General features: G+C 70.3%; 18 protein-coding genes and 1 tRNA gene. 8 read left to right on the top strand and 11 right to left on the bottom strand.

What is annotated here, in order from left to right:
* Window positions 1-32: 32 nt before the first annotated feature.
* On the bottom strand, window positions 33-848 hold the full coding sequence (locus EL266_RS03160) for a nucleoside phosphorylase-I family protein (RefSeq protein WP_026426334.1): 816 nt from the start codon (window positions 846-848) through the stop codon (window positions 33-35).
* A gap of 423 nt (window positions 849-1,271) precedes the next feature.
* Between EL266_RS03160 and EL266_RS03155 the strand changes: the two genes are divergently transcribed.
* Complete coding sequence (locus EL266_RS03155; RefSeq protein ID WP_051280978.1) at window positions 1,272-4,169, top strand: ATP-dependent RNA helicase; 2,898 nt, start codon at window positions 1,272-1,274, stop codon at window positions 4,167-4,169.
* A gap of 60 nt (window positions 4,170-4,229) precedes the next feature.
* Here the strand turns inward: EL266_RS03155 and EL266_RS13370 are convergent.
* Window positions 4,230-4,318 (bottom strand) — tRNA-Ser (locus EL266_RS13370).
* 163 nt (window positions 4,319-4,481) lie between these two features.
* Window positions 4,482-4,958, bottom strand: a complete 477-nt coding sequence (locus EL266_RS03150) for a nucleoside deaminase (protein ID WP_051280953.1) — start codon at window positions 4,956-4,958, stop codon at window positions 4,482-4,484.
* A gap of 195 nt (window positions 4,959-5,153) precedes the next feature.
* Between EL266_RS03150 and EL266_RS03145 the strand changes: the two genes are divergently transcribed.
* Window positions 5,154-6,413, top strand: coding sequence for an ATP-binding protein (locus EL266_RS03145; protein WP_026426331.1), 1,260 nt, complete (start codon window positions 5,154-5,156; stop codon window positions 6,411-6,413).
* A 49-nt stretch (window positions 6,414-6,462) separates the two neighbouring features.
* Here EL266_RS03145 and EL266_RS03140 read toward each other — a convergent pair whose 3' ends face one another.
* The 3 genes from EL266_RS03140 to EL266_RS03130 form a co-directional block, all read right to left on the bottom strand.
* Window positions 6,463-7,869, bottom strand: coding sequence for an ABC transporter permease family protein (locus EL266_RS03140; RefSeq protein WP_026426330.1), 1,407 nt, complete (start codon window positions 7,867-7,869; stop codon window positions 6,463-6,465).
* Between the two features lie 13 nt (window positions 7,870-7,882).
* Complete coding sequence (locus EL266_RS03135; RefSeq protein ID WP_051280952.1) at window positions 7,883-8,665, bottom strand: ABC transporter ATP-binding protein; 783 nt, start codon at window positions 8,663-8,665, stop codon at window positions 7,883-7,885.
* Window positions 8,666-8,847: 182 nt separating this feature from the next.
* Window positions 8,848-10,548, bottom strand: coding sequence for a M20/M25/M40 family metallo-hydrolase (locus EL266_RS03130; RefSeq protein ID WP_051280951.1), 1,701 nt, complete (start codon window positions 10,546-10,548; stop codon window positions 8,848-8,850).
* A 199-nt stretch (window positions 10,549-10,747) separates the two neighbouring features.
* Between EL266_RS03130 and EL266_RS03125 the strand changes: the two genes are divergently transcribed.
* Both EL266_RS03125 and EL266_RS03120 read left to right on the top strand, forming a co-directional pair.
* Window positions 10,748-12,199, top strand: coding sequence for a sensor histidine kinase (locus tag EL266_RS03125; RefSeq protein WP_026426328.1), 1,452 nt, complete (start codon window positions 10,748-10,750; stop codon window positions 12,197-12,199).
* A gap of 247 nt (window positions 12,200-12,446) precedes the next feature.
* Window positions 12,447-13,121 (top strand): response regulator transcription factor, encoded by a 675-nt coding sequence (locus EL266_RS03120; protein WP_026426327.1) that lies wholly within the window; start codon window positions 12,447-12,449, stop codon window positions 13,119-13,121.
* Between the two features lie 285 nt (window positions 13,122-13,406).
* On the opposite strand, the gene EL266_RS03115 is transcribed toward EL266_RS03120, so the two are convergent.
* The 3 genes from EL266_RS03115 to skfB are packed head-to-tail and all read right to left on the bottom strand — an operon-like array spanning window position 13,407 to window position 17,940.
* Entirely contained in the window at window positions 13,407-15,164 is a 1,758-nt protein-coding gene (locus EL266_RS03115) for an ABC transporter ATP-binding protein (RefSeq protein ID WP_051280950.1), read from the bottom strand.
* Window positions 15,161-16,672, bottom strand: coding sequence for a CPBP family intramembrane glutamic endopeptidase (locus EL266_RS03110; RefSeq protein ID WP_026426326.1), 1,512 nt, complete (start codon window positions 16,670-16,672; stop codon window positions 15,161-15,163). The genes EL266_RS03115 and EL266_RS03110 overlap by 4 nt, the downstream gene beginning before the upstream one ends.
* A 5-nt stretch (window positions 16,673-16,677) precedes the next feature.
* Window positions 16,678-17,940: a sporulation killing factor system radical SAM maturase gene (gene skfB / locus EL266_RS03105; RefSeq protein ID WP_026426325.1), complete on the bottom strand. Its 1,263-nt coding sequence runs from the start codon at window positions 17,938-17,940 to the stop codon at window positions 16,678-16,680.
* Between the two features lie 564 nt (window positions 17,941-18,504).
* On the opposite strand from skfB, the gene upp reads away from it, so the two are divergent.
* Entirely contained in the window at window positions 18,505-19,143 is a 639-nt protein-coding gene (upp, locus tag EL266_RS03100) for a uracil phosphoribosyltransferase (protein WP_026426324.1), read from the top strand.
* Window positions 19,144-19,197: 54 nt separating this feature from the next.
* Window positions 19,198-21,081 carry a variant leucine-rich repeat-containing protein gene (locus tag EL266_RS03095; RefSeq protein WP_034514621.1) on the top strand — a complete coding sequence of 628 codons (1,884 nt, stop codon included), beginning with the start codon at window positions 19,198-19,200 and terminating at the stop codon, window positions 21,079-21,081.
* A gap of 93 nt (window positions 21,082-21,174) precedes the next feature.
* On the opposite strand, the gene EL266_RS03090 is transcribed toward EL266_RS03095, so the two are convergent.
* On the bottom strand, window positions 21,175-21,660 hold the full coding sequence (locus tag EL266_RS03090) for an SRPBCC family protein (protein WP_026426322.1): 486 nt from the start codon (window positions 21,658-21,660) through the stop codon (window positions 21,175-21,177).
* 70 nt (window positions 21,661-21,730) lie between these two features.
* Here EL266_RS03090 and EL266_RS03085 point away from each other — a divergent pair, with 70 nt between their 5' ends.
* Window positions 21,731-22,132, top strand: coding sequence for a hypothetical protein (locus tag EL266_RS03085; protein ID WP_126412112.1), 402 nt, complete (start codon window positions 21,731-21,733; stop codon window positions 22,130-22,132).
* A gap of 1,178 nt (window positions 22,133-23,310) precedes the next feature.
* Here the strand turns inward: EL266_RS03085 and EL266_RS03080 are convergent.
* Window positions 23,311-24,195: an ABC transporter ATP-binding protein gene (locus EL266_RS03080; protein ID WP_034514620.1), complete on the bottom strand. Its 885-nt coding sequence runs from the start codon at window positions 24,193-24,195 to the stop codon at window positions 23,311-23,313.
* Window positions 24,196-24,341: 146 nt separating this feature from the next.
* Between EL266_RS03080 and EL266_RS03075 the strand changes: the two genes are divergently transcribed.
* Window positions 24,342-24,971: a TetR/AcrR family transcriptional regulator gene (locus EL266_RS03075; RefSeq protein WP_051280949.1), complete on the top strand. Its 630-nt coding sequence runs from the start codon at window positions 24,342-24,344 to the stop codon at window positions 24,969-24,971.
* Window positions 24,972-25,158: the final 187 nt, after the last annotated feature.

Raw genomic sequence — 25,158 nt, 5'->3', positions numbered from 1 at the left:
TCTCACGGATCGTCGCCCCTCGATGCGGAGACTCACCGGTGCAAGGTGGCCAGGACGGTCTCGACGGCGTCGAGCACCACGGAGGCGGCGGGGCGCCGGAGCCGGGGGTCGGGAGCGGCCGCCCTGCGGCCCGAGGGCTGGGAGCCGGGAGAGGCGACGGCGTCGTCGATGACGGCCAGCGCCGTCGTGGGCACTCCCCGGGCGGCCAGTGCCATGCCCTCGGCCACCGTGTCGAACACGACCGCGTCAGCCCCCATGCCGTCCAGGATGCGGGCCTCGGCCGGAGTCGGGCGCATGGGGCCGGGGATCAGGGCGACGACGCCGGTGCCGCGCACTCCGCGCAGCCGGCCCAGTCGGGCGGTCAGGCCCCCATGCCAGGCGCCCGACATCGTCCGCTCGGCGGAGAACAGGGCAGCCCCGGACAGGTTGAGGTGGTCGCCGACGGCCAGCAGGTCGCCCGGAACGGCGGCTCCCAGTGAGGTCGCCCGGGTCAGCAGCAGGGCCGCCCTGACGCCCCTGGCCCCGACCATCTGGGCCAGGGCGGTGGTGAGATCAGCGGGCTTGCCCTCGAGCGGGCTGGTGCGTCCGCGCGCGATGAGCACGCTCAGGCCGTCTCGGCGGTAGGCGACCAGGGAGTCCTCCTGGCCGGCTGTGGCCGGGGCCGAGACCCCCGGCAGGCTGGACAGGCGCACGCTGCGCAGGGGCGGGCCCCAGGAGGCATCCAGTGAGGTCAGCATGGCGGGCTCGGCGACGACGAACAGATCGTGCCGGGAGCGGCCAGTAGCCACGAGGATGGAGGTGTCGGCGGGGTCGCCGCTCCAGGCTCCACGTGGGACAGGCTGGGCCATGGAACCTCCGGTCGAACTGCGTGGGGATGCTTCAGCAAAGTTTCTCAGCAAGGGTACCGGCCGCAGTATCCCCCTATGTGTGAGATGTGACTATCTCACGGAGAATCCTCTGGAGAATACCTCAGTCGAGCGGTCCGGCAGCCCGGTTCCGGAGCACGCGGCCCGCACATGTCCCGACATGCGGTGGCTGTCGACGGCGCCGGGAGCGCCGGGGCGCGCGGCCCGCGCAGGCTCCGGCGGGGGCTCACGGGCGCTCCGGGGCGCCCGGCGGGAGAGCCGGCCGCCGGCTCCGCGGGCCCGGCCGGCCCACCGCCAGCAGGCTCCCGGCCCGGCCTCCTCACCGCCAGCCCCGACGGCCCGGCAGCCGGGCGGGCCCGGCAGCCGAGCAGGCTCCCAACCCCGCAGCAAGGGACAATGCCGCCCATGAGCGCGGCCCCACGATCATCCTCGACCACCGTCCCGCCCTCGGCGGGCGACCCGATCGCCGCCCTGCTCGCCTCACCGCCCGATCTGCCCTTCGCCGCGGCCCTGGAGCCGCTGCGCGCCGCACTGGCCGGGCCGGGCCCCGCCGTCGTGGTCACCGCCCCCGCGGGCACGGGCAAGACCACCCTCGCCCCCGCCCTGGTCGCCGATGCCCTGGCCCGCGCCGGCAGCACCGGGCGGGTCGTGGTCACCCAGCCGCGTCGCATGGCCGCCCGCGCGGCCGCCCGCCGCCTGGCCGGGCTCCTGGGTCAGGAGCTCGGGGAGACGATCGGCTACGCGGTGCGCGGGGAGCGGCGCTCGGGCCCGGACACCCGCATCGAGATCGTCACCGCGGGGCTGCTCCTGCGCCGGCTCCAGGCCGACCCCGAGCTGGCGGGCATCGGTGCCGTCATCCTGGATGAGGCTCATGAGCGGGCGCTGGACTCCGACCTCCTCCTGGCGCTGCTCCTGGACGCCCGCGGCCTGCGCGAGGATCTGCCACTGGTGGCCATGTCCGCCACCCTGGAGGCCGAGCGCCTCACGGCAGTCATGGGGGCGCGGGCCGTGACCGCCCAGGGCGCAGCGCATCCAGTGGAGGAGCAGTGGGCGCCGGGGCCCGGGCGCCTGGGGGCGCGCGGCGTGCCCCGGGAGTTCCTGGCCCACGTCGCCCGGACGACGGCGCAGGCCCTGGAGGCCCATGAGGGCGATGCCCTGGTCTTCCTGCCCGGGGCCCGCGAGGTCGAGGAGGTCGTGGCCCGCCTTCGCGGCCTGGTGGCCCGGGAGGTCGATGTCCTGGCGCTGCACGGCCGCCTGCCTGCCAGCGCCCAGGACGCGGCGCTGCGGCCGGGGGCGGGGCGGCGCGTGGTCGTGTCCACGAATGTCGCGGAGTCCTCGCTGACCGTCCCCGGGGTGCGGATCGTCGTGGACTCCACGCTTGCCCGCGAGCCACGCCTGGATGTGGCGCGCTCGATGAGTGGGCTGGTGACTGTGGGCGCCTCTCGGTCGGCAGGCATTCAGCGGGCGGGCCGGGCCGGCCGCGAGGGGCCCGGAGCGGTCTACCGCTGCTGCTCGCCCACGGACTGGGCGCGCGCCCCCATGGCCCCCACCCCGGAGATCCTCACCGCGGATCTCACGCGCGCCGCCCTGGAGCTGGCCGCCTGGGGCGTGCCCGACGGCGCCGGCCTGACCTGGCTCGACGAGCCCCCTGCCCCGGCCATGGAGGCGGCGCGCACCACCCTGGAGGCGCTGGGGCTGGTCCTGGGCGGGGCCATCACCGCGGCGGGACGGGCGGTGGTGGCGGTTCCCGCCGAGGTTCGGCCGGCCCGGGCCCTACTGGCGGCCTGGCCGATCCTGGGGCTCCGGCGGGCGGCGCGGATGACGGCGCTGCTGACCGCCGACCTGCGACCCGCTGGCGCCGATCTGGCCCGTCTGGCGCGCGACCTGCGCGAGGACGGGCCGGGTCAGGGACGCGGCTCGGCCTGGCGGCTGGAGGCGCGGCGCCTGGAGCGCGCGGCGGCCCGGGCCGTCGGAATCCTGGACGACGGCGGCCCCAGCAGCACTACCGGGCCCGGCGCGCCCGGGGCCGGGGAGGTCGGGTCCGGCCCCGCCGGCCCCAACAACCCCGCCGGCCCCGCCGACCCCAACAACCCCGCCGGCCCCAACAACCCCAACAACCCCGCCGGCCCCAACAACCCCACCGACCCCAGCGGCCCCAGCGGTGCAGCCGAGGCCGGCTCGGTCAGTGCGGGCGGCGGAGAGGCGGGCCCGAGCTCCCAGCCGGCCGAGCCCATCGCCGGCCAGCCCGCCGCGGCGGGGCTGACTCCCGATGCCGTGGCGGAGCACTGCCGGGACCGCCACCTGGACACGGAGGAGGCGATCGCCCTGGTGGCCGGCCTGGCCCAACCGCAGTGGATCGCCCGGCGCCGCGGCGGCCCACCAGGGGCGGGCGCGCAGGCGGCCTACGCGACCGTGGCCGGAACGGGGCTGCGGCTGCCGGCGGACTCGCCGCTGGCGGACTCCCCGTGGCTGGCGGTGTCCCAGGTCGAGCGCGACGGCGGCCGGGACGCGCTGATCCGGGCGGCGGCCCCGCTGACCCAGGACATGGCCCTGCTGCTCGCCGCGCCCTGGCTGACCGTTGAGGAGCGCACGCTCTGGCAGGAGGGCCGGCTCCGGGCCGAGCGCGTGCGCCGACTGGGCGCCATCACCCTGGAGACCGCCCCCGCTGCCGCGCCCGGCCCACGGGAGACGGCGCGCGCCGTCGTCGACCTCGTGACCGACGACGGACTGGAGGCACTGACCTGGGATGAGGAGGCCCGGCGCCTGCGCGCCAGGCTCGCCCTGCTGCATGAGCACCTGGGCGAGCCCTGGCCATCGATGACCGACGCCGACCTGGTGGCCTGCGCCGAGACATGGCTGGCCCCGGCGGCTGCGGCTGTGGGATCGTCGTCGGGGCGCTTCAGCCTGGAGCGATTGGATGTGGCCGAGGCCCTGCGCGCGCTCCTGCCCTGGCCCCAGGCCGCGCGACTGGAGGACCTGGTGCCGGAGCGCCTCGAGGTCCCCTCGGGCTCGCAGCTGCGCGTGGACTACTCCCAGGGGCAGCCGGTGCTGGCCGTGGCGGTGCAGGAGTGCTTCGGCTGGCAGGCCACCCCGCGCATCGTCGAGGGCAGGGTGGCGGTGCTCCTCCACCTGCTCTCCCCCGCGCGCAGGCCCGTGGCCGTCACCGAGGACTTGGCCTCCTTCTGGGCGCAGGGATACCCGCAGGTCCGGGCCGAGCTGCGGGGCCGCTACCCCAAGCACGCCTGGCCCGAGGATCCCGGGACCGTTCCACCGCATCGCGGCACCCGTCGTCGGTCCACCTGATGGGCGGGCGCCGCAGACGCTGATCCCCGGCGCTCCGCGAGGGGGTGCCGGGGATCGTGCTGGCGGTAGCGCTGGGATTCGAACCCAGGGTGGCTATGAACCACACAGACTTTCGAGATCTGCACCTTCGGCCGCTCGGACACGCTACCTCAGGCGACGAGAGTACACGCCCGCCAGTCCCCGCCCAAGTCGCCGGCCCTGCGGCATGGGTCACGGGCTCGCGCCCTCACTGGGGAGCCTCGCGAGTCGGCCCGGACGGAACCCACCGGCGATGGTGCGCGGCGCCGCCTCCTCGGCGCCGGCCGGCCCAGCTCAGCGCCGTCGGGCGAAGAACTCCGTGAGCAGGGCCTGGGACTGCGACTCCCGCAGGCCGCCGCGCACCTCCACCCGATGGTTGGAGCGGGGGTCGCGCACGACGTCGCGCACCGACCCGCAGGCACCAGTGCGCGGCTCCCAGGCGCCGAAGACCAGGCGGGCCACCCGCGCCAGGACGATCGCGCCGGCGCACATGGTGCAGGGCTCCAGGGTGACCACGAGCGTGCAGCCCTCCAGGTGGGAGTCCCCCAGGGCGGCCCCGGCGGCGCGCAGGGCGAGGATCTCGGCGTGCGCGGTCGGGTCGTGGCGGGACTGGCGGGCGTTGGCGGCCTGGGAGAGCCGCCCCCCATCAGGCCCCAGGACGACGGCGCCCACGGGCACCTCCCCGGCGGCTGCGGCCTGCTCGGCCAGCCCCAGCGCCCGGTCCATGGCCTGATCCACGGCCCGGTCCGCGGGCGACAGGAGGTCATGCATCACGCCTTCAGTGTCCCATCCCCGGAGCGCCCGGGGAGCGGGGCCCGGGACTCAGGGACCCAGGGAGCGGCCCCGCCGTCGAGTCGGCAAACCTACGACTTGGCGTGCGCAAACCTACGACTTCACGCTTGCAAACCTACGACTTCAGGTCCGCGAATCTTCGAGCAGAGGGGTCTGAACAGGTAGTATGCTGCCATGAGCAGGCTTCTTCCTCGCGCTCTGGAGTTGCGCGCCCAGGAGATTCTTGACTTCTCCCCTATCCTCACGCTGCAGGGGGCACGGCAGGTGGGGAAGTCCACGCTGGCCCAGATGCTCGCCAAGGACCGACCCGCCCAGGTCGTCACACTCGACGACTCCGGCGTCCTGGCCGCGGCCCGGCGCGACCCCCGCGGCTTCGTCGACCAGGCCGGGGAGCGGACCCTCGTCATCGATGAGGTCCAGCGCATGCCTGAGCTGACGATCGCGGTCAAGGCCTCAGTGGATCGCGACCGCAGGCCCGGCCGCTTCATCCTCACCGGCTCCTCTGACCTGGCCCGCGTGCGCGGCGACAAGGACTCCCTGGCCGGCCGTGCCATGGGCCTGCACGTCTTCCCGCTGAGCCAGGCCGAGGCCGAGGGGCTCGAGCCCCGCGGCTTCGTCGATCGCCTTCTCGCCGATGGCCCCGACCTGGACGCCCTGCAGAGCGCCCAGCCAATCGCTCGCGGCGAGCTCATCACCAGGATTGTCCGCGGCGGCTATCCAGCGATCCGAGACGCCAACCCCCGGCTTCACAGTCGTTGGCTCAGCGACTACACCAGTCGCCTCCTGAGAATCGATACCAGGGACCTGGGCATTCGGCTGAACCCAGCACGCCTGGAGGCACTGCTCCGCCTCATCGCGGCCAACCAGTCCGGCGAGCTTGTCAAGGCTCGCCTGGCGCAGGAGGCCTCGCTGCCGACGTCATCAGTGACGGCCTACCTGGATGCGCTCTCCCGGCTTTACATGATGGAGACCCTGCGCCCATGGACGCCGAACCTGACCACACGGGAGATCGGGCGCCCCAAGGCCCTGGTCGCCGACTCGGGACTCGCCGCCCGGCTCATCGGAGCCAGTGCCGCTGCCCTCGACGACGTCGTCGCCGGAGCCAAGACCCTGGGAGCACTACTGGAGGGATTCGTGGCCTCCGAGCTGCGCGCCCAGCAGGAGTGGGCGGATGCTGACTACGAGCTCTTCCACTGGCGCGACCGGTCGGGCAAGGAGGTCGACATCATCATCGAGCTCGCTGACGGCTCAGTGATCGCCCTGGAGGTCAAGAGCTCCCAGTCCCTGCAGGCGCGGCATTTCACGGGCCTTGACTTCCTGCGGGAGCGCCTGGGCGATCGGCTTCGCGCAGGAATCGTCCTGGCCTGCCTCGACACGCCCTTGCGCTATGGGCCTGGCCTGTGGGGCCTGCCCATCACCGCGCTCTGGCGGTAGCAGCCGGGCCTCCCCGAGCGCCGGGGAGCGGGGCCCGGGCCCCGCCGTCTCAGACGGGCTGACGAAGACGGTCCATGACGGGACGCCGATCCACCTGGGCGGGCAGCCAGGTGGTGGTGATGGACAGCACGAGGACGGCGACGATAACGGGTGCCAGGGCGCCCACCGGCATGGCGGCACGGAGCATGGCCCCGCCTCCCCCGGAGATGAGTGCCGCCATGCACGCGCTCGCCGTGGTGGCGATCAGGCCGGTGAGGATGCCGGTGACGGCGTAGATGGTCCCCTCCAGAATGGTGGTTAGCATCTGGGTGCGGTGGTCCGCCCCGATCACCCCCAGCAGCGCTCCCTCCTGGCGTCGGCTCGAGCCCACCATGGCGATATTCGCGACGCCCCCGATCCCGGCGATGATGAAGATGGGGACGGCGACAGCGCCGAACCCACTGACGCCGCCGGATCCGCTCGCGGCCCGGAACGCCCCGTCCACGGAGAAGATGGTGCCGGTCATGCCCACGCAGATGGCGAAGGGCACCACAGTGGTCAGGCTGATGGCCGAGCGGTGCAGGGCGTTGGCCCGCGCGGCGAACCAGGCCGGGCTGCGCCCGGGAACGAGCGCCGTCCATGCCGCCTGCAGGGGCCGGAGGGTCCAGGCGGGCACGCACAGGGCCGCCATGAGCAGCATGATGACGGCGACGCCCGCCGCATCCGCCCCCGTCCCGCCCGCGGCCTGCATCTCGGCCAGCTCTGCCGCGGCCTCGGGATCCAACCGGCTCAGCTCCTCGGCCGTGGGGTCGATCAGAGCCGATAGGGTCACCGACACGACGCCGATGAGCAGGATCCCCGCCACCACCCACTGCCAGATGCGGGTGCGGGCGACCGGGGCCGCCGCCTCCCGCAGGGCCTGCATCTCCGGGGTGGCGGCCGCGCGGCGCGCGGCCCCCAGCCCTCCCAGGAGGCTGAAGGCGGCGGTCAGCACCACCGTCAGCGGCAGGGTGAAGGCCGGCATGACCACGGGCATATCCGACGGGTAGAGATCGAACTCCTGCCAGGTGAGCAGGTACCAGCGGGTCGCCAGGGGCGAGAGCGCGCCGCCCAGGAGCCCTCCCAGCGCCCCCACCACAGCCACCTGACTCATGATGATCCGGCGGATGCTGTAAGCCGGGATGCCGATGATCTTCCACATGGCGTGGGCACGGGCCTGAGCGGTCACCGTCAGGGACAGGGTCGAGGAGACCACGGCAGCGATGGCCAGGCCCACGTAGTTGACGAGATTGCTGCCCAGGACGTGGGCGGCGGTGGTGTACTCACCGGGGTCGGCCTGGGCGGCCGACCATTCCAGGGCGCTGCTCCAGGAGACGATGATGACGCCGATGAAGACGGCGCCGGTCGTGGTCACGCACAGGGACCACACCCACTGACGGGCGTGGTGGCGCAGGTCCTTCCAGATCAGTGCAGTCATGGGGCTCTCCAGCTCAGTAGATGCGGGCGCGGTGGACCAGCTCGGCGATGCGTGCGGCGTCGCGGCAGTCCGACCAGGTCGCCAGACGCCCGCGGTCCATGACGACCACAGCGTCGGCCCGGGCGGCGGCCTCGACGTCGTGAGTCACCATGACCACGGTGGTCCCGCGCTGGGCGAGGTGGCTCAGCCACTCCAGGACCACCTGCCCCGAGGTCAGATCGAGGGCCCCAGTAGGCTCATCGGCGAAGACGATTCGGGGCTGGGAGGCCATGACGCGGGCGATGGCGACCCGCTGCCGCTCGCCTCCGGAGAGCTGGTGCGGCTTGAGCCCGGCCCGGTCGGCCAGGCCGACGGCCTCCAGCGCCGTCAGGGCCTGGCCCTCAGGCAGTGGGCGGCGGGCCAACCGGGAGGGCATGGAGACGTTCTCGGCCGCCGTCATCGAGGCGATGAGGTTGTAGTCCTGGAAGACGAAGCCCACGTTGCGCGAGCGGAACTGGGCTCGCTTGGCCGATGTCAGGGAGGTGATCTCCGTGCCCAGGAGGCTCACCCGCCCGCTGGTGGGCTCGTCCAGGCCGGCCATGGTGTGCAGGAGGGTCGACTTGCCCGACCCCGAGGCGCCGACCACGGCGGTGAAGCTCCCGGCGGGCAGCTCCGCGCTCACGCCGTCCAGGGCGACGACTCGGGCGTCGTGCCGGCCGGGCACCTCGTAGATGCGGGACAGGCCCCGCACGCTGATCGCAATGCCCTGCCCGGCGGGCGGGGGCATCAGGGCATCGACTGTGTCGTGAAGAGTCATGCCCCCATGGCACCAGTGGGCACCCGCCGGCGTCTGTGCGGCCAGCACCCGTCCCAGAGTCGGGCTGCCCCCACCCCCAGATGTCCGCGAGGAGCATCCGGGGGCGGGGCTCGTCGCCCAGTCACTCCTCGCGACTGGGCCTTGACCTGCAACTCTGCGAAGCGCCGTCGTGGGGTCGCGCTTCACAGGCGCGCGTCGCGGAGGCACACGAGAGCCAGCGGACCAAGCGGCAGGAGCGCACCGATGACGGGCAGGGCCAGCATGTTGACGCTCATGGCCTCATGGAGCAGCACGATGGGCAGGCCGAAGACCAGGGCAATGGCGAAGGCGGCCAGCAGCCTCACCAGCAGCGCCGCCCGGCCGCGCACCAGGAGGGAGACGGCCAGAGCCGCCAGGCTCAGCGCGGCGATGTAGGACAGGCCGGGCGCCCACACGGCGCAGGCCAGGGTCGCGGCCATGAGCATCCCCACCACGGCGGCGGCCGCAGCCGGCTCCTGACGACGGCGCCAGATGAAGCGCCCCAGCCAGGCACCGCCCAGGGCCACCATCCCCAGGAACTCCCAGAGGAGCAGCGGATTGGGCCCCACTCCCCCGGGCATCGCACCCCAGCCCAGGAATCCGACGGCGTAGTGGAGGCCCGTGGCGGCGACGGCAATGAGGGCCGAGCGCCACACCACGCCCCAGCACACCCTGAGCGCGTCCCTCACGCGCCAGGGGCGCAGCCCCCATGCGGCCAGCGCGCCCAGGATCAGGGCTGCGGCCGCAATCCCCAGGCCCACGGCCTCCGGGTAGCCGACCATCATTCCGCGCCACAGGGGGAAGTAGTGGAGGTCGTGGTCGGCGGTCAGCCCCAAGGCATCGGCGTCGTCGAGCCAGGCCTGCGTCAGGCCCAGCACCTGGTCGCCGTAATGCTGGAGGGTCGCGGCATTCGCATGCTCCGGGGCATCTGTGGCGTGGTGGTAGTGCTCTCCGCCTGAGATGGCTGCGATGTTGAGCCCGGTGAAGCCCTCGTCCAAATAGACGCTCAGGTCCGTGCCGTTGGGCATGTTCCGGTAGACGGTCGGCAGGAAGGAGGTGGTGACCGGGTTGGGGGCGCTGGCCAGGAAACGGCGCATGACGGCGGAGTTGTTCTGGGAGGTCTCGAACATGAGGGCGGGTCCGCTCATGCCCCGGGCCTCCAGATTGACGATGAGCTCGACGTCGTCGAGAGTCTCCCGGTGGTGGGTGACCTCGTTGAGGGCACCGACCATGCCGACCTCCTCGGCATCCGTGATGACGATGAGCAGCGAGTTCTCCGGCTGGCGCCCCTGGGCCTTGAGCGCCCGCAGGGTCTCGATGATCGTGGCCACGCCGTAGCCGTCGTCGCCGGCGCCATGGGAGTCCCCCGGCGCGACCTGGTCGCCCTCCTGTGATGCGGCGGAGTCGTAGTGGGCGGTGAGCATGAGGGTGCGCTGGGAGGCCCCGGGCACGCGCACCACGATGTTCTGGGACTCCAGGTCCTCGATCGGGCGGAACCAGGCGCGGTCGGCCTCGGTGACCATCCCGCTCCAGGTGTTGAGAATCATCGGGTCGGCATGGATCTCCGGCTCATAGCCCAGGTCGCGGAACATGCCCACAACGTCGTCGCGGGCCCGATCGTGGGCCGCCGTGTCGGGGACGGAGTGAGGCTCGTCGGCCAGTGTCTCAACATGCCTCATCGCCCTGTGGGCGGAGAAGCGCGCGGGGTCGGCGTCCTCGGGCAGGGGGCGGGGCAGGATGAGCACGGAGGCGGTGGCGGCGATCGCCAAGAGGACGCCGAGGAGCGGCACGAGGAGGGGGAGGAAGGAGGCTCGCGAGCGCGTGGACGCGGGTGGTGCGGGCCGTGCGGTGGGTGAGGTGCTCACAGGACCACCCCCGGGGTCATCGGCGAGCAGGGTCGGGACGGATGCTTGAGAAGGATCATGAGAATCATGGCTCCATCCCAGCGCCCGGCCTCCCGCGGGTCACTGGGCCCACCGCCCAACCATGGTGGAGCCAGCTCCACCGGGAAGGCGGGTGCGGGCCCCACTGCCCCGGTAGGCGCCGCGCGGTAGCGTCGCCACCATGCCCGAGTCCATGCAGCAATCCGCCATGCCACCGCGGGAGGTGGCGCGGCGCGTGTGGGAGCGCCTCATGGCCTCCTGGCGAATGCGCCTTGTCATCCTGGTGCTCCTCGAGGCGGCCCGGGCCGCTCTCCTCATCCCCTCAGCCATCCTCCTGGGCCTGAGCTCCCTCGCCCTTCCCCTGACGATCCCACTGGCGGCGGAGGCTGATCGGCTCACGGCCCGCCTCCTGGGCGCCGAGGCGCCCTCGGGATGCAGGCCCGGCACGCCGCTCCCGATCTGGCTGGCCTCCCGCGTGACCAAGCGACCCTTCTGGAGGCAGGACCTGCCCCTGGTGATCTCCTCCCTGCTCATGTCCGGCCCCAGCTTCGGGGCGGGCGTCATCGGCGTCCTGGGGCTCCGCTTCATCCTGCGCGGCCTCAGGAGCCTGCACTCGCCGGGAGACTCCTGGTGGGCTCCTCCCCTGGGGGTGGGATTCTGCCTCTTCACGGTGCTGGTCCTCGCTGTCGTCGCCACTGCGCGTCTGCGGCTGATCGCTGCTCTGAGCCGGGATCAGGACGCCGAGTGGGCCGCCCTGGCCCAGCAGGTCGGGGACCTGCGCCGCGGCAGGGCCACCCTCGTGGACGCATTCGAGGCCGAGCGCATCCGCATTGAGCGCGACCTGCACGATGGCGCCCAGCAGCGCCTGACCGCACTGACCATGACCCTGGGAGCCGCGCGGCTGAGCGCCGAGTCCCTGCCGGAGTCTGCTGGCCCGGCTGGCCCCGCCGGCTCTGCCAACTCCGCCGGGCCGGCCAACTCCGCCGGGCCTACCAGCACCGTCGGCCCAACCAGCCCCGCTGGGCCGGCCGATTCTGCCAACTCTGCCGGCCCTACCGACCCTGCCGGCTCTGCCGGCCTTGCCAGCCCCGCTGGCTCTGCCGGCTCCGTCGACCCCGCCAGCACACCGGAGACCACCGCTCGGGACCGGCTCATCTCCCAGCTCGACCGCGCCCAGGAGCAGGCGGAGGCCGCGCTGGCCGAGCTGCGCAACACCGTGCGCTCGGTGCGCCCTGCGGTCCTGACCGAGCGCGGTCTCATCGCCGGGGTGCGCGAGCTGTGCGCGGGCGCGGGCATCGAGGTTGCCCTGACGGCCTCCAGGGATGACTCCGGCCTGAGCGATCCGGTGTCCACGGCCGTCTACTTCGCCATCAGTGAGGGGCTGACCAATGCCGCCCGCCACTCGGGGGCAAGCAGCGCCCACGTCCACCTGCTCTGCGGCGCCACGGGGGTATCCGCCCGCATCGAGGACAAGGGCGTCGGCGGGGCGATCCCCGAGGCGACGGGTGGGGGAACAGGCCTGGCGGGGATCGCCCAGCGATTGGAGACCGTCGGCGGCAGCATGCATCTGGACTCGGCCCCGGGCGAGGGCACCACCCTGCTCATCCAGGCCCCGGCATCGCCGCCATGGTGAGCCGGGCGAGCGCCGCACCGCACATTTAGCTTCTCTGCTCGCGGCAGCGATCGGCGGAATGACGCGGTTCACCTCTGAGTTGTAGGGGCCTCGCCCGGCGATGAATGTGCAACGACACCCCTCCTTGCACATTCATCACCCTCCAGCGCCCGCCATGATCGGCAGGTTCCTTGGAATAGCAGCGATCGTCGCGGCGCCCCCGCGGAATGAATGTGCAACAGCCGCTGGCTGGTGCCAGGATCGCCCCATGAGGATCGTGCTGGCCGACGATGCCGCTCTCGTGCGCGAGGGCCTGGCCGGATTGCTGAGCGCGGCGGGGCACGAGGTGGTGGCCCAGGCCGCGGATGCCGATGAGCTGCGCTCAGCCGTGACCAGCCTGGCCGAGCAGGCCGCCCTGCCCGATGCTGTCGTCACCGATGTGCGCATGCCCCCGGGCGGTACAGATGACGGCCTGCGGGCCGCTCTAGAGCTGCGCCGCTCCCACCCGGGCCTGCCGGTCATGGTGCTCTCCGCCTATGTGGCCGGCCCCTATGTGCGCGACCTGCTGGAGGACGATGCGGGCGCGGTGGGCTACCTGCTCAAGGAGCGCGTGGGGCGGGTTGCCGACTTCATGCACTCCCTGGAGGTCGTTGTGGGCGGCGGCGTGGTGGTCGACCCCGAGGTGGTGGCCCGACTCCTGGCAGGAGGCCGCACCACGGACGCCGCGCATCCAGGAATAGCGCGCCTGACCGAGCGGGAGCGCGAGGTGCTCGCCCTCATGGCCGAGGGTCTGACCAACGCCCAGATCGTGGAGCGCCTCGTGGTCTCCGAGGGCGCGGTGGCCAAGCACGTGGCCAATATCTTCCTCAAGCTGGATCTGCCTCCCGGCCAGGACAACCGCCGGGTTCGCGCCGTGCTGGCCTGGCTGCGCGCCACCGCCTGACCACCTCGGCGCCCCCAAAAGTGTCCGTCATGAACAACTTTGACGCGTCTCGCCACTCGGCTACACCCAGCACTCCACCAGCCCGGGCCCCCGCCCGTGGATACAAGCCTGCTGTAGCCTTCACCATGAAGGTGCCCCTCTCCAGGATCATCGCGAGCTTCGACAACCCGCATTATCCCAGGAAAAGGGGCACCTTCACCCCTACCCCCACCACCCCAACAACGAAAACCCGAGGCTAAAACGGCAGGAGTCAGGTCTGTGGGACCCGTCGGGCCCCCGTGCGCCTCACTCGGCTGACTGGCATACGGGAGTCCCGGCGGGTGAGACCTGGACCACCTTGTCCGCACCGGCCGCGGTGGATGAGCGGTGGGTGCTCAGCATCACGGTCGTACGCCCCCTCAGAGTGCGTAGAGCCTCCAGCAACCGCCTCTCGTTGTGCCCGTCAAGCTGGGCGGTGGGCTCATCGAGCAGCAGGAGGCGCGGCCTGCGCAGGAGGGCCCGCGCGATGGCGATCCGTTGACGCTCCCCGCCGGAGAGGCTGACACCATGGTCCTCGATGTGGGAGTCCAGCCCCCCGGGCAGGCTGTCCACTAGCGGACGGAGACCGAGCCGCTCGACGACCTCGTCAACCTCCTCCACTGAGGGCTCCGGAAACACCCCATAGCACAGGTTGTCACGCACGGTCCCCCAGAAGACCGGTGTCTCCTGCTGCACCACCGCGACACCGTCGAGGACATCTCCCGCGCGCTCCTCGGTCAGTGCCTCGCCGTCGATGAGGACCTCACCGGAGTCGGGGCGCTCCAGGCCTGCCAGAAGGTAGAGCGTGGTGGTCTTGCCGCTTCCGGACTCACCGAGCAGGGCGGTAAGCCCGCCGGTCTCCAGCTCCAGGCTGAGACTGTCAAGTACAGGGGCCTCACGCATGGAGTAACGGAAAGTGACATCGGACAGCGCCGCCGAGAATGGGGGGCTGCCCTCGTCGGGGACGTAGTGGCGGTCCAGAAGGCCATCCACCGGATCCTCGACAGGCTCGTCCAGCACTTCCGATATCCTCCCAACCGCTCCCAGGCAGCGCTGGACGGTCGTCAGAGCGGTCATGCCCATGATGATCGGAGGGGTGAGGATACCGAAGTACAGGATAAAGGAGATGAATTCGGCGACACCCAGGCGCCCCTCGGCGACTCTGACTCCTCCTACACCGAAGACGACGAGAAATCCGAGATTCATCCCAAGCAGCAGGATCGGGGTCGTCAGGGCGTCCCAGGCGGCGGCCCTGCGGCCTGCCCGCCAACTCGCCCGCGCATCACCCGCCAGGCGCTCACGCTCCAGAGAACGCATTCCTGATGTGATGACCGTGATGAAGCCGGTGACGGCGCGGTCCAGGTCAGCGGAGAGGACCCCCAACTCCTTGTTAGAGCGCTCGGTCTCCCGTGAGATCTGCGGCAGAAGCGCCACGGCGCTGGCTCCGGCGAGGACAAGCGCCGCGACGGTACAGCCGAAGAGGACCGGATCGATGACGATCATGATCCAGATTGCTCCCCCCAGCATGAACACGGAGCCCACGACGTCAACGGTGCCATCACTGAGAATACCTCGCAGAGTACCCGCGTCATTGCTGACTCGCGAGATGAGGTCCCCACTGCGGTGCCTCCTCAGGGTCGGCAGGCGCCAGAAGATAATGCGCTCTATGAGCAGCGTGCGCACGGTGAGGACGAGATCCTCCCCTGCCCGTAGGAGCACCCAGGCCTGCAGCCCGGACAGGACGACGTCAAGCAGCAGCAGGAGCGCCAGCAGCGCAAAAGGTCGGGCCACCGACTCCTCCAGAAGCGTCGCGTTAATCACCTGCGCCATCACTATCGGCTGGGCCAACGACGCCACCGCACCTGCTAGGGCGAGGACGATGCCCAGGACGATCCTCGCCCTGAGGGGGCGAAGGAAGGGCCACAGCTGTCTAAGCCGCGGTCCGGACTCGAGGTCCTGGGCAGAGTCTGCCCAGGCCGGGCCGTCCGCGTCCGGGCCTCCTTCCCTGCCAGGGCTCTGATTCAATGGACTCTCCTTTCCTGGAGTACTTCTCTCGGCTGCACAAGGTCGTCATGGGAGAGCATGACGACAGCGTTGTACAGCGTGTGCGCCACCAGTGGCGCCAGTATGCCAAAAATAACGTACAGCACACCGAGACCCGCGCCCACGACCCAGAGCTCGACATAACGGTAGTACGAAGGCTGACACGCCTGGGTCGAGTGCGCCAGCGACCACAGTAGGGCGCTGACCGCCACCGCTGCCACCGTGGCCCACGGCTCCGGTAGCACAGGGGCTAACAGCACCTGTGTCCCAGAAAGGACGAACAGGCGGAACACGGTCTCCTCCGTCAGGGCACTGACCAATGCGTTAAGAACTCCGTTGACACGGGCTCCGGGAAGCATGAATATATAACTTCGTGACGGGTTCCTGAACACCCGGCAACCAGCCCTCCTGGACACAAACGAGTACAGTCCTGAAGAGACCACGAGCCAGAACATGGCAAAAGCAGTACCTGACAGGATAGGCAGCACCAACCCCGGACCTGCCAGCCCCAGCGTCGCGTTGGGCGACACCGACAGCGCCGCGCAGGAGACAATGAAGACGACCACTCCGTTGAGAATCGCAAGAGTCGCGTTGGTGATCACGGTCAGCACTATGTAGGCCCCAGCCCGCACACCGGGCGGCAGGGCACCCGCAACGATGCCGGAGGGATAGAGGATCCCGTTTAGGAAGCTGGCCAAGAATGTTGCAGCAGCCAGAGCCGAGGGCACCTCCCAGTCAGGACGGCCCTGACCAACTACGAGAACCACCATCCCACCGCCCACAGCCAGTACAGTCATGAGCATCGCACCAGCACCGGCGAGCTCCTGTCTATCCTGGACCGGCTGCTCCGCTCCACTCTGGTTCGTTACCTCCAGCCGCCGGTCAACGCGGGTGAGCCTCCCAGCGCTGAAGCGGGTCACATGCTCCGACACCAGGCGCCCGGCAGTGTGGCGGAAGTGGGCGACGCGCGGGCCGCCAGAATCCCTCTCCTCGCGTTGCCAACTGATGGCATCCGGCTCAGTGCCCAATCCGATCACCGATGCCTCCAGCACAGGAGAGGCATCTTGCTCCGGAGCATCGGTCCTCGGCTGCCCCAACTCTCCGCGAGCCTCAAACAGGCTGAGCCGGCCACCGGCTGCCAGACCGATCAGGACGGAGGACTCCTGGCGAAGATCGGGAATGAGGCGGACGTACCACTCCCCCGTATACCCCCTCTGATTCACAAACTCGGTCTCTTCCGCCGTCGGCCCTCCGGGAAGCAACTCAACGGCGGCGAGCGCCTCCTCGTCCCTGGAGGTGGTGGCGAAGGCGTGCCAGTCTCCCGTACTGACTCCCAGAAGCACGTCGGCGTACTGGCGGGCGCGCGATATGGCCTCCTCCCTCTGCAAAAGCCCCGGATCTCCCGCTATCGGGTGCCCTGTCGGGCGAAGGCTGCGGTACACCCGAGCGAGCAGAAGGACTGCGGCAAGCGTAACAAGGGCCTGCGCCATGGCTGTCATCGGACGGCCTCCGCGTACGGGTGACCACAACTGGTGGGCCGCGACACGTACTTCATGCACCGGCACCCGAACGACTTCTGCGCCGCCGCCTCAAGGTTGTCCAGTGAGCCGATCCGCTCCAGAGCATCGGTTCGAACGTTACCGATCGCACCAACCTCCTCAAGAGTGCACGGTGTCACCCGCCCGTCACTTAGGACGTGCCAACTGAGGTAGCCCGGGACAAGGTACTCCGACTCCCGTCCTGTAAGAACCTCAACCTCCTCTCCGAGGTCGCACCCCGTCCCCTGGACGATCTCCAAATTGCGTCCCCGGGCGCTAAAGCGCTCCATTTGCTCCTCCACCGCGGCGGCCATTTCCTCTGCCAGCCTAAACTCGTCACTGCCCGCCGCACGGCCGAGGGTCTGAATCTCCGCTACACGGAGCCGGTAAGCGCCCGCATCATCCAGAACTGCCGCCAGGTCCTCGACCTGACGGTAGTTTTTTGGCGTGGCAACCATCGCCGCATCAACCGACACCCCCTGCGCGGTGAGATCGCTGATCGTCTTTAGGGTCTTATTAAAGGCGTCCCGTCCGCCTCGAATAGTGTTGTGGGTCTCCCCAACCCCATCAAGGCTTACCTGGACGTCGACGTTGCCCAGTGCAGCGATAAGGCTGATTGTCCTGCGGGAGAGCGCGTACCCGTTAGTGAACAGAGAGACAGTGGTGAAGTAACTTGCGGCGGCGGTGAGGATATGATGGAAGCCCCTGGCCATAGTGGGCTCCCCTCCAGTCAATGTACAAGACAGCACCCCGAGGGAAGACCCCCGTTTGATGACGTCGATCCACTCCTGGGCGCTCAACTCGCTGTCACGCCTGGCTCCGGAAGCCGCATAGCAGAAGGAGCATTCGAGGTTGCAGCCGTTCGTCAACTGCAGCGACATCGTGACAGGAACGTAGGACTGCTCCGACCCAGTAACCCGGATCTCGGAGTCCACGCCGCCCTTCAGCCACTCCCCTGTGAGCGGGTCCCCGGAGAGCAGCTGGACAAGTGCGGCCCTGGCCTCTGCGACGGTGACGTTCTCGAGAACCGCCCTTGCAGCTGCGACATCATCCAGGCTTCGCCCCTTGGAGAACTGAAGCATCAGCTCCGCCGCGAGCGGAGTGAGGCGCACGTAGTAGAGACTCGACTTGTCCACGAGGATCATGCCGTCCGGCTGAGAATGGAGCACCCACCGGGAAGCGTAGTCCCGACCCAGGGTAGTTCTTTCTGCGATTTTCATAGGTAACCTTCGTTGTGATCAGACACCAGCACTCCTTCCGGTTCGGCCCCGGGCCACGAGCACACCGGCCCGCGCCCCGGGGCACCAACTCCCGGCCAGGAGGTCACAGGGCCAGGAGGATCGGGTTCGGCCTTCCACAGGCTCGCCGCACTGCAACTACCTTGCGGAAGCGCCAGCAAGCGATGCACCCAGCACTGCGCACCATCGGCGTCCCAGCATCCTTGCCTGCGTCAGCAAGCGCACTCATCAGCGTCATCACACACCTCCTTTCCTAAGGGATCACACAGCTCGTTCATTGAGCTGCCATATAAGTGTGATTGGATACACACAGAGTGTCAAGCAGATCACGCGAATTTAGCGTTTCTATACGTGACTTTTACCACTTTATAAGAAGTATGGAAGCCTTCGCTTATATTGTTGCGCTACTCTTTTCGCTGTCGTCTTGCGCCACGTCCCAGCCACCATCGGCTCTGACCGGTGGGCGGGTATCAGCACCCGCACCCACGTGCGCCTCTCCCCACGACCTGCGCGACTCGCCACGCAGATGGGCCGTAGTCTTTCACCATGCACCTGCACGTTGCCGATCACCCCCTCATCGATCACAAGCTCTCCGTCCTGCGCGACCAGAGGACGCCCTCGGCGGTCTTCCGCCAACTCGTTGACGAGCTCGTCACCCTCCTGGCCTACGAGGCCACTCGCGAGGTGCGAACGGAGGCCGTGGAGATCACCACCCCTGTTGCCGTGGCGCAGTGCCGCCGCATCGCCTCGCCCCGGCCCATCGTCGTGCCGATCCTGCGCGCGGGCCTGGGCATGCTAGAGGGCATGACCCGCCTGCTGCCGACGGCCGAGGTCGGCTTCCTCGGCATGAAGCGCGACGAGGACACCCTGGAGGTGGAGACCTACGCCAACCGCCTGCCCGACGACCTCTCAGGCCGCCAGTGCTTCGTCATCGACCCCATGCTGGCCACCGGCCACACCCTCGTGGCCGCCATCGACTACCTCCTGGAGCGCGGCGCCCGCGATGTCACCGCCCTGTGCCTCATCGCGGCCCCCGAGGGCGTCAAGACCCTGGAGGAGGCCGTCGGCGAGCGCGCGAATGTCACCGTGGTGACCGCGGCGGTGGATGAGCGCCTCAATGAGCACGCCTACATCGTCCCGGGTCTGGGCGACGCCGGAGACCGCCTCTACGGCATCATCGACTGATCGCGCTGTCCCGTATGTCCGCGGCCAACGACGTCCCCTCACTACGCTGAGCCCATGAGCCAGGACCCACCCTCCCCTGCCGACCACGACGCGGTGACGGCGGGGAGTCGATTTGCCCCACCCCAGCAGTGGAAGCGCATCGCGGAGCAGCGCCCCGACCTGCACGCCGTCCTGGCCTCGAATCCTGCGGTCCCCGCCGAGGTCCTCGACCTCATGCGCGACTCGTCGGACCCCCAGGTCCGTGAGGTGCTGATCCAGCGGGGGCATCTGCAGGCCGACGCCGCCTCGGCGTCCCAGGATGCGGCCCAGCCGGTCAACACGGTGGCCAAGCCCACCGGCACTCCTGCCGAGTCGCCGGCAGATGGATCCGCTGAGCGCCCCGCGGCCGCGGAGTCAGGACTGCCGACGCCGGCACCGGCCGCTCCTGCGCACAGCGCCCAGTCCCAGCAGTCCGGACAGTCCGGCCCGCCGGCCCCAGCACCCTATGGGCATAGCGCTCAGGCCGCTCCTGCGCCGAACGCCCAGGCCGCTCCGAGCGCCCTCCTCAACAGCGGCCCGCAGCCGGGCCAGCCCGGCCAGCCGGGCCAGCCCGGCCAGTTCGGCCAGCAGTGGGGCCCCCAAGCACCGATGGGACAGATGGCGCATCCGCAGGCGATGGCCATGGGCCCTGCGCCGCGCAAGCGCCGGCGCGCTTTGGTGGTGGGCATCGTCGTCGCCACGGTCCTGGCACTGGTGGTCGCCGGAGGCGGGGTCTGGTACGCCTTCTTCCGCCAGCCGGATGTGCGGGTGACCTATGCGGGCAACATCGTCCTGGCCGAGGCCTGGGCCTCGGGGGCTCGGCAGGTCTGGGAGGAGAGCATCGACGAGGGCACCGGGGCCATTGCTGTCAACGGCAGGGTGCTGACCATCGGCGGGGAGTCGGACGACCTGGAGATCACCGGCTACAGGGCCTCCGCCGAGGGCATCGAGAAGGCATGGCAGACACGCCCTGATGACCCTCCCAGATCCATCGTCCATGTGCTCGCCTGGGGCGAGGACAAGGCCGTCCTGGGCTCACTCGTCCTCAATCTCAATGACGGCTCCACCTCACAGGCCCCCTGGAAGGAGGAGCAGGTCGCGATCGTCGAGGATGTGGCCATCAGCTGCAATGAGGACGACTCCTGCACAGCATGGTCCGCCGATGGCTCACGGCTGTGGCGCGCTGAGATCGAGGATGCCGGCCCCAGTGCTGATGACGACGAGTACTCAACGGACACGGGAATCGCGGGCTACCTGCCGCTCATCCAGCGCGATGAGAAGCGCTTCACCACAGTGGAGACGAACGTGATCAACATTGACAGCGGCGAGGTCATGGAGCTTGACAGCCCTCTGCCGAAGAGCAAGACCGCTTACACCTATATCGCCCCCGCCAAGGACGGGTGGGCCGTGATCGCCTCCGGCAAGGACGACGAGGATCGCCAGGTACGGCTCTTCACGCCCGAGGGGGAGAAGATCAGGGACTTCACCGCACCTGATCCTGAGCTGCAGAAGTTCGGCCTGGAGCCTGTCAACAGTGTCAGCACGCTGGAGGATTTGGAGACCACGCTGACCAAGCCCGACGATCCACCGAGCGGGGTCACCATCAGCATCACCTCTGCGTGCATCACCAAGGTCACCATGGGAGACAAGTCATTCTCCCCCGAGTCCTCCGACGACTACTCGTCCTGCCCGAATTGGGCCCATCTGTCCCAGGGGGGCTCCGTGGTCGCCCTGCACCATACCCCGCAGAGCATCAGCGGCATATTCCAGAGCCTGGTGAGCACCAAGACCGGCAAGGAGATCGCCTTCCCGGGAGCGCCCTCCATCGAGACGGGGATCTTCATGGTGGTGAGCCCCGGCCTTGTGGTCAGCCACGACCGTGAGACGGGCAGCCTCATCGGCTACGTCCCCGCGGACTGAGGCACCACAGCCCAGCCGACGACGACCACCGCCGGCTCCGGCGCCGGGACCGCACCCTGCGGCGAAGACTCCACCCTGATCAGCGGCCCTGTCTCATCCGCGGCGCTCCCTGCGCGACCAGAGCCTGACCCAGGCCGGGTGCCTGGCCGGGCGCCGCACCCGCCCGGTGAGCTCGCGCTCGGCATTGTCGAGGAGATCCTCGATCACGGCGTCGTGCAGGGACTCGACCAGGACGGGGAACAGCAGGCGCATGGTGCCGCGCGCCCGCCCCATGAGCACGTGGCGCATTCGGCAGCGGCCACCGGGCAGGGCCTGGATCTCGAGTTCGTGGAAGCCCTCGATGCCCGTACCGGGGGTGAAGGCGAAGCGCACACGCTGTCCCGGCTCGTATTCCACGACGCGATAGCGGATGGAGCCGTGGCCGCCGTCGGCCCCGACGGCGAGCGGGCGATCCAGCACCATGGGCTCCCAGAGCTGCGCGGGCCATAGGCGATCCCCGGGGCGGCCGAGGCCGTCGAGCAGGGCGCCGGCGGCCTCGGCGCCGGCCTGGATGCTGCGCTCGTGGACGTTGCGGATCACGGCTCCTCCTGTGATGCCGCCGCGCTGTCCCTGCCATTGTAGGCAGCCGCCCCGGCGAGGGCCCCTCCCAGTGCCGATTGACGTCACGACGAGCCATGAGAAGACAGGCAACGAGCGCGGCAATCAGGGCCGCGAGCGCGAAGGCCGCCAGCGCAGGGGCTGCCGGATCCTCCTCGGGGATGCGCGGCACATGCGTCATCGGGGCGGTGTTGCGCAGCCACTGGGGCAGGTCGAGGGTCTGCGCGAACACCCCGACCACCGCGCTGTGCGCCACCACCACCCAAGTCAGGGGCGACAGGCGCGCGGAGGCTCCCACCACCAGCGCGCCCAGCCCGAGGACCACCCAAACAGCCGGCATCTGCGCGACGACGATCCAGGCCAGGTCGGTGACCTCGTAGTCGGCTCCAGCGATCTGAGCGCCGAGTGCCAGTCCGACTCCGCCCAGGGCCAGGAGAGCCGTGGCGATCCCTAGCGTGACGGCGGTTGCCAGCAATTGCCACCGCCCCCGCCCCACGGGTCGCGCGAGAACGGCGTCCAGTCGCCCGGAGGTCTCCTCGCGGGCCAGGCGCCCCAGGAGCGCGGTTCCGCAGGATATGGCGAGGACCGCCAGAAGCGCCGCGGCGAATCGCAGCACGCCCAGGACATTGGCGTCCTGCCTCCCGAGCACCACTGCCGCACCCTGTGCCCCGGCCGACTCGATCTCCGCGGCCACCAGTCCGAAGGCGATCCCGAGCGCGGCCATGACCAGCCCCCATCCGATCGCCGCGCCGCGCAGGTGGGAGACGAGCAGACCGGCGGGCCTCGTCAGCCACCGTGAGGCACTGGCCGGACCCGGCCGCTGCTGCCAGATCCCGGCGCCCGAGTCCCGGCGCTCCCGCAGGAGGGCGGTGACCCCCAGGAGGAGGAGAAGAGCCGCAGACCCCAGGGCAAGGGGGCCGAGGTCGGGCTCGTCGAAGGGGCGCAGGGCCTGGGCCCAGGCCAGTGGGGAGGCCCAGCGTGCGGCGGGATTCCCCATATCGGCCGCTCCGCGTACCAGGAAGGCCACCAGGAGGAGTATGAGAGTGGCAGTGCTGGCCGATCCGGGCTGTTCATAGACCTCAGCGGCGACCAGGGCGATTCCTGCGAATAGCACTCCGGCCAGGGCGAGGGAGGCTCCGTAGGCCACGGCACCGCGCCAGGGCAGTCCCGCCGCCCACATCCCGGTAGCGCTGGCACCGCCCCAGCAGAGGGCCTGCCCGGCGACGACGATGAATGCGGCAGTCTCTGGAGCGCAGCGGCCCACTCGACCGGCTCCGAGGAGCTCGGCACCGCCCTCGGCCTCCAGCGCGCGGGTGTGGCGCACGGCGGTCAGCAGGGACAGGGCAGCCACCAGCACCAGGAGGTACCCGCCGATCTCGAAGACGACGACGCCTCCCAGGCTGTCGATACGAGCGCCCGGGCTGGCCCCAGGGCCGTTGAAGAAGCGCTGAACAGGAGAGGCCTTCATCGCGGCGCTGTAGGCGGCCAGGGCCTGGGGGGTGGACATGGTGTCGCGGAAGGAGCGGGTGGTTGCGGCCAGGAGCGCGGCGAGCAGGGCGGCCCATGCCGCGGTGGGGATGATCTCGCGGCGGGCGGCCAGGCGGATGAGGGTGGGGGTTCCGGCCAGGCGTGTCATCGGGCGTCGACCTCGTAGTGCTCGAGGAAGATCTGCTCCAGGCTGGGAGGCCGGGCGCTGAGCTGCTCGACGCCGGCGGCCAGGACCTGGGTGAGGACTGTGTCGAGCTCAGCGGTGGGGGCCTCGACACGCAGGTGGCGCCCGGCATTGGAGAGCTCGGCGCCCAGGGCCGGGTCGAGCGCGACGGGCTCGCGGGTGCGAGCCTCGATGGCGGTGCGGGTGAGGGATTGGATCTCGGCGAGGGTCGAGCTTCGCACGGTGCGGCCATCGCGGATGATGGTGACCCGACCGCAGAGCTCCTCGACCTCGGTGAGGATATGGCTGGACAGGAGCACGGTGGTGCCGCGCTCGGCGGCCCGGCGCACTTCGTCGCGGAAGACGTCCTCCATGAGGGGGTCGAGGCCGGAGGTGGGCTCGTCGAGGATGAGCAGTTCGACGTCGGCGGCGAAGGCGGCGATGAGGGCGACTTTCTGCCGGTTGCCCTTGGAGTAGGTGCGGGCCTTCTTGGTGGGGTCCAGGGCGAAGCGCTCCAGGAGCTCATCGCGGCGGCGCGGGCTGTGGCCCCCTCCAAGGCGGGTGAGGATGTCGAGGGCCTGTCCTCCGGTCAGGCCCGGCCACAGGCCTACGTCCCCTGGCACGTAGGCCAGGCGGGCATGGAGGGGAACGGCCTCCCGCCACGGGTCTGAGCCGAAGAGCTGAACGACGCCGGAGTCGTGGCGGGCCAGTCCGAGCAGGATGCGGAGGGCGGTGGACTTGCCGGCGCCGTTGGGGCCGCAGAAGCCGTGGATCTCTCCGGGGCGCACCTCCAGGTCGAAGCCGTCCAGGGCGCGCAGGCGACCGTAGGTCTTGACGACGCCGTCGAAACGGACAACCGAATTCACAGTGACCTCCAACTTGATAGTGACTGTCACATATGAGCGTATCACCGCGCATCGACGTTGACCACCGCACTCGCCCTACTCCTCAGCGGCCCGCATGGGCGCTGAGGACTGCCGGCTCCGCGGGAGGAACCTCGTAGACTGCCCGCGTGAGCGAGGAGACCGGCAGGGATGAGGACTGGGCGCAGCACCGGCATGCGGCGCCCAACCTGAGCCTGCGCGAGCGGGCCAAGCGGGAGGCCATGCGCCAGATCCAGACCGTGGCCCTGGACCTGTTCGACGAGCGCGGCTACGACGCCGTCACAGTCGAGGAGGTGGCCAAGGCGGCGGGGGCCTCGGCGTCGACCGTGTACCGGTACTTCGGCACCAAGGACAGGCTCATCGTCCACGACGAGTACGACCAGTCCGCAGCCGATCTCTTCCTGTCAGGGATCGACGAGGGCCTCTCCCTGGTGGGCGCCGCCCGCAAGGCCGTGGACGCCATGGCGCAGAGCCTGCGCGAGGACCCGGCATGGCGGCGTCGGGCCCGCTACATGAGCGAGCAGCCCAGCATCTGGGCCCAGCAGATGATCGAGGCCAGCAGCGCCGTCAGAGTCATCACCCAGGAGGTGGCTCGGCGGCGGGGCGTGGAGGCGGGCCCGGAGCTGACCATCAAGGTCAATGCGCTGGTAGGCACGCTTCTGCTGGCCCTGGAGGAGTGGTGGCAGCAGGAGGATGCCGACATCCCGCAGCTCATCAATGAGGCCCTGGACGTCCTCGAGGCCGGGATCCGGGATTAGCCGTGCGCGACTCGCAGGGCCAGGTACTACTCGCGCCCAGCCCGGGTGCGCAAGACGTGAGTTTGCGTAGAGGACGTGAGTATGCGTCGACGACGTGACTTTGCGTCACCCGCCCCTGTGCTAACCCCAGTCGGATGACGCGAACCCTCGTCCGCGACGCAGATCGGCGTCCGCTGCGTGCCTGACC

Source organism: Actinomyces slackii, from assembly GCF_900637295.1.
Classification (GTDB): domain Bacteria; phylum Actinomycetota; class Actinomycetes; order Actinomycetales; family Actinomycetaceae; genus Actinomyces; species Actinomyces slackii.
The sequence above is the reverse complement of the archived record's forward strand: the minus strand, read 5'-3'. Positions and strand labels throughout refer to the sequence as shown.